General features: G+C 46.1%; 1 protein-coding gene. It reads left to right on the top strand.

Translation table 11 applies throughout. The features are described 5' to 3' along the window. On the top strand, positions 1–591 hold a 591-nt coding region (locus tag HC752_RS24315), incomplete at its 5' end, for an IS110 family transposase (RefSeq protein ID WP_190337748.1). Positions 592–800 lie beyond the last annotated feature (209 nt).

The raw sequence follows: 800 nt of genomic DNA, 5'->3' as shown, positions 1-800 counted from the left end.
CTTATTGCCGAATACGGTATCATAATACCTAAAGGAAAAGCCTCGTTTAGGCAAGCCATTCCCGACATGTTGGAAGACGCAGAAAACCTGCTATCACCAATATTGCGTGAACTGCTATCACACCAGTATGAACGCTATCTATATATTGATGAGCAAATTAAATGGTTTGAAGACAAGCTCAACCAAACCGTCAAACAATTCGATAATGCAAAGCGACTGATGTCCATTCCTGGCTTTGGACCACTCACTAGCCAAGCCGTCGCCGTCTGGCTCGGCTCTGGTCAACAGTTCAAAACTGGACGTGATGCCTCCGCTGCGATGGGACTTGTTCCAAGGCAAGATACAACAGGCGGTAACGTGATGCTTCTAGGCATAACTAAGCAAGGGAATACGTACATTCGCTCTTTACTGGTTCATGGGGCTCGGGCTGCCCTAAGACGCGCGAAGTTTAAATCCGATAAACTCAGTAAGTGGATGCTTGATTTACAAGAACGCCGAGGGGCGAACCGCGCTGCCGTTGCACTTGCGAACAAACTCATGCGCATAGCTTGGGCGGTCGTAACTAAAAACGAAGAATATCAACCCGCTTAAAACAACATTGACCATACCCTTTGCAAAGTACGTAGTGAGATGAATAACAGGATAAATCCTACACGTTGAAAACCTTCTGCTCACACTGACTTTTAAAGTCGATAAGGTGATTAGGACTTCGTGTTCGACTGCCTCATCTTGGCCAAGGCAAGAGCCGCTAATACAGGCCGTATATATGGTAGTTAACCTGCGCTTTTTATCATACTGCT

It is taken from the genome of Vibrio sp. S9_S30 (assembly GCF_014694455.1).
Classification (GTDB): Bacteria; Pseudomonadota; Gammaproteobacteria; order Enterobacterales; family Vibrionaceae; genus Vibrio.
This window is presented reverse-complemented; position numbering and strand designations above follow the sequence as displayed.